The sequence below is a fragment of the Lysobacter xanthus genome, from assembly GCF_047159895.1.
The window spans coordinates 1-5,578 of record NZ_BAAGAB020000104.1 but is presented as its reverse complement, the minus strand read 5'-3'; the positions used below and the strand labels follow the sequence as shown (position 1 = coordinate 5,578).

Annotated in this window: 7 protein-coding genes; 6 read left to right on the top strand and 1 reads right to left on the bottom strand. The window is 70.9% G+C overall.

Annotated features, from left to right (window positions below; genetic code table 11):
* Position 1 precedes the first annotated feature (1 nt).
* From ACY35P_RS14805 to ACY35P_RS14780, 6 genes are read left to right on the top strand one after another with little or no spacing between them, the layout of a single operon-like run.
* Positions 2–757 (top strand): SDR family oxidoreductase, encoded by a 756-nt coding sequence (locus ACY35P_RS14805; RefSeq protein WP_462116606.1) that lies wholly within the window; start codon positions 2–4, stop codon positions 755–757.
* On the top strand, positions 754–1,239 hold the full coding sequence (locus ACY35P_RS14800) for a hypothetical protein (RefSeq protein WP_462116605.1): 486 nt from the start codon (positions 754–756) through the stop codon (positions 1,237–1,239). The genes ACY35P_RS14805 and ACY35P_RS14800 overlap by 4 nt, the downstream gene beginning before the upstream one ends.
* 37 nt (positions 1,240–1,276) lie before the next feature.
* Positions 1,277–2,710 (top strand): aldehyde dehydrogenase, encoded by a 1,434-nt coding sequence (locus ACY35P_RS14795; RefSeq protein ID WP_462116604.1) that lies wholly within the window; start codon positions 1,277–1,279, stop codon positions 2,708–2,710.
* Complete coding sequence (gene can / locus ACY35P_RS14790) at positions 2,707–3,372, top strand: carbonate dehydratase (protein ID WP_462116603.1); 666 nt, start codon at positions 2,707–2,709, stop codon at positions 3,370–3,372. Before ACY35P_RS14795 ends, can begins: the two co-directional genes overlap by 4 nt.
* Positions 3,369–3,797: a RidA family protein gene (locus ACY35P_RS14785; RefSeq protein ID WP_462116602.1), complete on the top strand. Its 429-nt coding sequence runs from the start codon at positions 3,369–3,371 to the stop codon at positions 3,795–3,797. Before can ends, ACY35P_RS14785 begins: the two co-directional genes overlap by 4 nt.
* On the top strand, positions 3,794–4,345 hold the full coding sequence (locus tag ACY35P_RS14780; RefSeq protein ID WP_462116601.1) for a 3-hydroxyanthranilate 3,4-dioxygenase: 552 nt from the start codon (positions 3,794–3,796) through the stop codon (positions 4,343–4,345). Before ACY35P_RS14785 ends, ACY35P_RS14780 begins: the two co-directional genes overlap by 4 nt.
* 16 nt (positions 4,346–4,361) lie before the next feature.
* Here the strand turns inward: ACY35P_RS14780 and ACY35P_RS14775 are convergent.
* Positions 4,362–5,578 (bottom strand): glycosyltransferase family protein (locus ACY35P_RS14775; protein ID WP_462116607.1); only part of this gene is annotated, 1,217 nt, incomplete at its 5' end.

Below are 5,578 nucleotides of genomic sequence, written 5' to 3'. Positions count from 1 at the left end.
CCTGGTCTGCGGGGCATCGGAGGGCATCGGACGCGCGGCGGCGCACGAGCTCGCCCTGCTGGGCGCGGACGTCACCGTGCTGTCGCGCCGGCCGGAGGCCTTGCAGGGCGTGGTCGCCGCCCTGCCCGTCCGCGGTGCACAGGCGCACGGCTGGATCGCGGCGGACGTGTCCGACCTCGACGGCCTCGATGCACGCGTGCGAGGGCTCGTCGCCGGCAAGCCGGTCCACGTGCTCGTCAACAACACCGGGGGCCCGCCCGGCGGGCCCGCGCACGGCGCGACGCTCGACGCCTACCGCGATGCCTTCGCGCGGCACGTGCTCGCCGGTCAGACGCTCGTGCAGGCCGTGCTCGACGGCATGCGGGGCGACGGCTGGGGTCGCATCGTCAACGTGGTGTCGACCTCGGTGCGTGAGCCGATCCCCAATCTCGGCGTGTCCAACACGGTGCGCGCTGCCGTCGCCGGCTGGGCGAAGACGCTGTCGCGTGAGCTCGCGCCGCACGGCATCACCGTCAACAACGTTCTGCCGGGCTACACCAATACGGGCCGCCTGACGCAGATCCTCGCGGACCGTGCGAAGGCCGGCGGGACAAGCGCGTCCGACGTGGCCGATGCGATGCGTCGCAGCGTGCCGGCAGGGCGTTTCGCGGAGGCCGCCGAAGTGGCCGCCGCCATCGCCTTCCTGTGCTCGCCGGCGGCGGGCTACATCAACGGCGTGAGCCTCGCCGTCGACGGCGGCCGGATGCAGTCGATATGAGCGCGGCGCTGCGCATCGCGCTGTCGTCGCTCCCGTTCGTGCTGTCGATCGTCTGGGCCTGGCGTTGGATCAACGACGGCGTCGCGCAGGGCGCTCCGTACATCGTGCCGAGTGTGTACGGGCTGCTGGTCGGCCTGTGGTGCATCGTTCTCGCAAGTGCGCCCGTGATCCTGGGTGGATTGTTGTCCGTGGTGCTCGCGGAGATCCTTCGGCTGCGGCCACCGCACGTCGTCGGCATCGTCGCCGACCGCTGGCTGACGTTCTCCGGCCCCGCCATCTATTTCGCCGGCGCCTGGCTCGCCTGGGCGTTCATGTGGGATGTCGATCGCCCGGTGCCGACGCGCGAAGCGCTCTACGGCACCTCCTACTACTGGGTGATCGCCGCATTCGCCGCGACGTGGAGCGTGGCCTTCGGGGCAGCGGCATGGCACTTCGTCACCCGCGACGTGCGCCTCACGCCCCGCGCCGCGGCGGTTGTCTAGGCTGTCCGGCGCGTTCCCGGCCGCCTACCATTCCGCGATGCGACTCCATCACCTGATCGACGGACAGGCCCGCCCCGCGACGAGCGGCCGCTGGCTCGACGTATACGAGCCGGCGACCGGCCGGGTGCTGGCGCAGGTCGCCGCAGGCGATGAGGCCGACGTCGACGCCGCCGTCGCAGCCGCACGGGCGGCGGCGCCCGGCTGGGCGGCGTTGCGCAACAGCGAGCGGTCGCGCTGGCTGGAGCGGCTGGCCGATGCGATCGAGGCCCGCGCGGAGGCGTTCGCGACGGCCGAATCGCGCGACGCCGGCAAACCCCTGCGGCTGGCACGCACGGTCGAGATCCCCCGCGCAATCGCCAACTTCCGCTTCTTCGCGCACGCCGCGACGCAGTTCGCCAGCGAGTCGCACCATGGTGAGGCCGGGCTCAACTACACCGTGCGGGCGCCGCTGGGCGTTGTGGCCGCGATCTCGCCTTGGAACCTCCCGCTGTATCTGCTGACGTGGAAGATCGCGCCCGCGCTGGCGGCCGGCAACACGGTGGTCGCCAAGCCGTCCGAAGTCACCCCGTGGACCGCGACGCTGCTCGGCGAAGCGGCCATGGAGATCGGCCTGCCGCCCGGCGTGCTGAACATCGTGCACGGCATGGGTCCCGACGTCGGCGAGCCCCTGGTGACGCATCCCGATGTCCGCGCAATCACGTTTACCGGCAGTACCGCGGTCGGGCGGCGCATCGCCGGCGTCGCCGGCCCGATGCTCAAGAAGGTCTCGCTGGAGCTCGGCGGTAAGAACGCCACGATCGTCTTCGCCGACGCGCCTTGGCGGGAGCACCTCGACCTGCTCGTGCGCTCGGCGTTCCAGAACACCGGGCAGATCTGCCTCTGCGGTTCGCGCCTGCTGGTCGAGCGGCCGATCCACGACGCCTTCGTCGAAGCCTTCGTCGAACGCGTGCGTGCGCTGCGCGTCGGCGACCCCATGGACCCCGACACGGACCTCGGCCCGCTGGTCTCGCAGGCGCATTTCGACAAGGTTTCCGCAGCGCTCGACCGCGCGCGCGCCGAAGGCGGCCGCCTGCTCTGTGGCGGGACCCGCGTGGACCGACCCGGCTGGTTCCTCGAACCGGCGGTGATCGAAGGACTCGGCGCCGACTGCAGCACGAACCGCGACGAAGTCTTCGGCCCGGTGGTCACCGTGCAGGCATTCGACGGCGACGCGCAGGCGCTTGAGCTCGCGAACTGCGGCGATTACGGCCTGTCGGCCTCGGTCTGGACGCGCGACCTCGGCCGGGCGCACCGGCTCGCCGAGGGGTTGCGCGTCGGCATGGTCTGGATCAACACCTGGATGCAGCGCGACCTTCGCACGCCCTTTGGCGGCATGGGCGCGTCCGGGCTCGGCCGCGAAGGCGGCTGGGAAGCCATGCGCTTCTTCACCGAGCCCAAGAACGTCGGAATCTGCCTGGAGAACTGCCTGTGACCGAAACGCTCGACGACCTCATCCGCCGCAACCGCGACTGGGCGGCGCGCATCGAGCGCGAGGATCCGGGCTTCTTCGAGCGGCTGTCGGGCCAGCAGGCGCCGGAGTTCCTGTGGATCGGCTGCTCGGACTCGCGCGTGCCGGCGAACCAGATCATCGACATGGCGCCGGGCGAGGTCTTCGTCCACCGCAACATCGCCAACGTGGTGGTGCACACCGACCTCAACTGCCTGTCGGTGCTGCAGTTCGCGGTCGACGTGCTGAAGGTGCGGCACATCCTCGTCGTCGGCCACTACGGCTGCGGCGGCGTGCACGCGGCACTGACGCAACGGCGACTCGGGCTCGCCGACAATTGGGTCCGCCACGTCGCCGACGTGGCCGAGAAGCACGGCGCGCGCCTGTCGCCGCTGGGCGACGAGCGATCGCGGCACGACCGGCTGTGCGAGCTGAACGTGCTGGAGCAGGCGGTGAACGTCTGCCAGACCACGATCCTGCTCGATGCCTGGGCGCGCGGACAGGAAGTCACCGTCCACGGCTGGGTGTACCGGCTGGAAGACGGGCTCGTGCGCGACCTCGGCCTGCACGTCGACGGCTCCACCGCGCTCGCGGAGGCCTATCCGCGCGCGCTCACCCTCCTCGATTCAACGGAGCGAACCGCATGAGCGACAGCATCATCCTGAAGGACAACGCCCCGCGCCCGGTCGGCTCGTATCCCCACGCGCGGCGCGTCGGCGACATGCTGATCATGTCGGGCATCGGCCCGCGCGACCCGGACACCAACCAGGTCAGCGGCGACGTGCGCGACACCGAAGGCAAGCTGATGAGCTACGACATCGAGGCGCAGTGCCGTGCGGTGTTCCGCAACGTGCGCAACGTGCTCGACGCGGCCGGGGGCACGCTCCACGACCTGATCGACGTCACCGTCTATCTCACCGACCTGCCTCACGACTTCCGCGTCTTCAACGAGATCTGGGCCGAATACTTCCCCGACCCGGAGACGGCGCCGTGCCGCACCACCGTCGGCGTGAGCTGGCTCCCGACGCCGATCGCGGTCGAGATGAAGTGCGTGGCGGCGCTGCGCAAGTGAGCCTGCCCGGCCCCATCGACCTGCGGCGCTGGGTGGACGAGCACCGCGAGCTCCTGCAGCCGCCGGTCGGCAACAAGTGCATCGTCGACGGCGATTACATCGTGATGATCGTCGGCGGCCCGAACGCGCGCACCGACTACCACTTCGAGGAAGGCCCCGAGTTCTTCTACCAGCTCGAAGGCGAGATGGTGCTGCGCATCCAGGACGACGGCGCGGTGCGGGACATTCCGATCCGCGCCGGCGAGATGTTCTACCTGCCGCCGCGCGTGCCGCACAGCCCGCAGCGCAGCGCGGGCGGGGTCGGACTGGTGATCGAGCGCCGCCGCCTCGCCCACGAGGACGACGCGCTCATGTGGTTCTGCGAGCGCTGCAACGCGAAGGTCTACGAGGAATCCTTCCACCTCGTCGACATCGAGCAGGACTTCTTCCGCGTCTTCGAGCGGTTCTACCGCGACGACGCCCTGCGCACCTGCAAGGCCTGCGGGCACCTCAACCCGCGGCCGAGTCGCTACGAACTGCAGGCGACCTCGGAGGCCGACGTCACCTGATCCAGTTCCACCGGCGTCACGCGCGGGCGGGCGTCAGCACGAGCGGCGCGTAGCCGGTCGTGAGTGCGCTGCGCAACAGGGCCAGTTCCGCCTCGACGCGCGCGGCGTCGAACAGCGCGGGATACTCCAGCGGTGCCTGCTGCTGCCACCAGGCGCGGAAGCTGCCCAGCCCGGTCGCATACGGATCGGGAAACGCCTGCTGGAGGTCGGATCGCAGGCGGAAGACCAGGCGTTCGGCCTCGCCGATCACGCCGCCGTCGTCGTAGCGCGACAGCGACCACGGCGCGCGCGGCCCCGCGGTGCGCGTCGCCTCGCGGTACGCCTCGGTCAGGCGCGCGACCGGCGCCTGGCCGTCGCCGAACGCCTGGCCGGCATCGACCTGGCTGAAGTGGAAGAACTCCATGGGCGCACCCTCCACCGAGAGCCGGCCCTCCCCGTCGGCGTCCACGCGTCGGGTGGAGAGGTTCCAGGGCGCGACGTTGAGTCGCGGCGAGCGCAGCACGCGGACACCGTCGAAGAACGCGGGGACGAGATCGATCCAGCGCTGGTCGGTGAAGATGCCGTTCGGAATGTCGGCGCGGCAGTAGCGATAGGTGCGCTGCGCCCACCAGTCGGCCATCGCGGGGCCGTCGCCGCGCGCGGCCACCGCGATGAAGCCGAGGTTGTAGACGCCGTGCTGCAGCGTGCAGACCTCGTTCGCGATGATCTCGCGCTCGGTGGTGTCGGGCGATGTCTGGTGCGGCGTCAGCAGGATGTCGGCGGAGGCGAAGCCCTCCTCGACCGTGCGCAGGGGTGCGAGCACGAGCACGTCCGGGTCGAGGTAGACCACGGCGTCGTATTCGGCGAGGAGCTTCCTCAGCAGGAACGGCTTGATCGCGGTCGCCAGCTCCATGAGGTCGTGGCAGAACGCCCAGGCGCGCCAGTTCGGGATGCCCAGCGTGTCGAGCTCGTGGATCGCGAACGACTCCGTCGCGGCGGCCGGCGGCCGGTCCGCGCGGGCCAGGTGGAACGCCCACTCGGGATGGAAGGCGCGGACCGACTCGGCGAGCGCCCGTACCTTCGGCAGGTAGTTGTCGGCGGCGCTCGTGTAGACGGCGATGCGGCTCATCGGCGCAGCACCCGGCGTGCACCGCCGACGGCCATGCGGAGCGGCGCGCACGCGCGTGTCGGCCTCGACCTCTTCCTGCGCTTCCTCCTGCTCGGGGTTGTGCGCCGAGATCTTCAGCTGGCCCG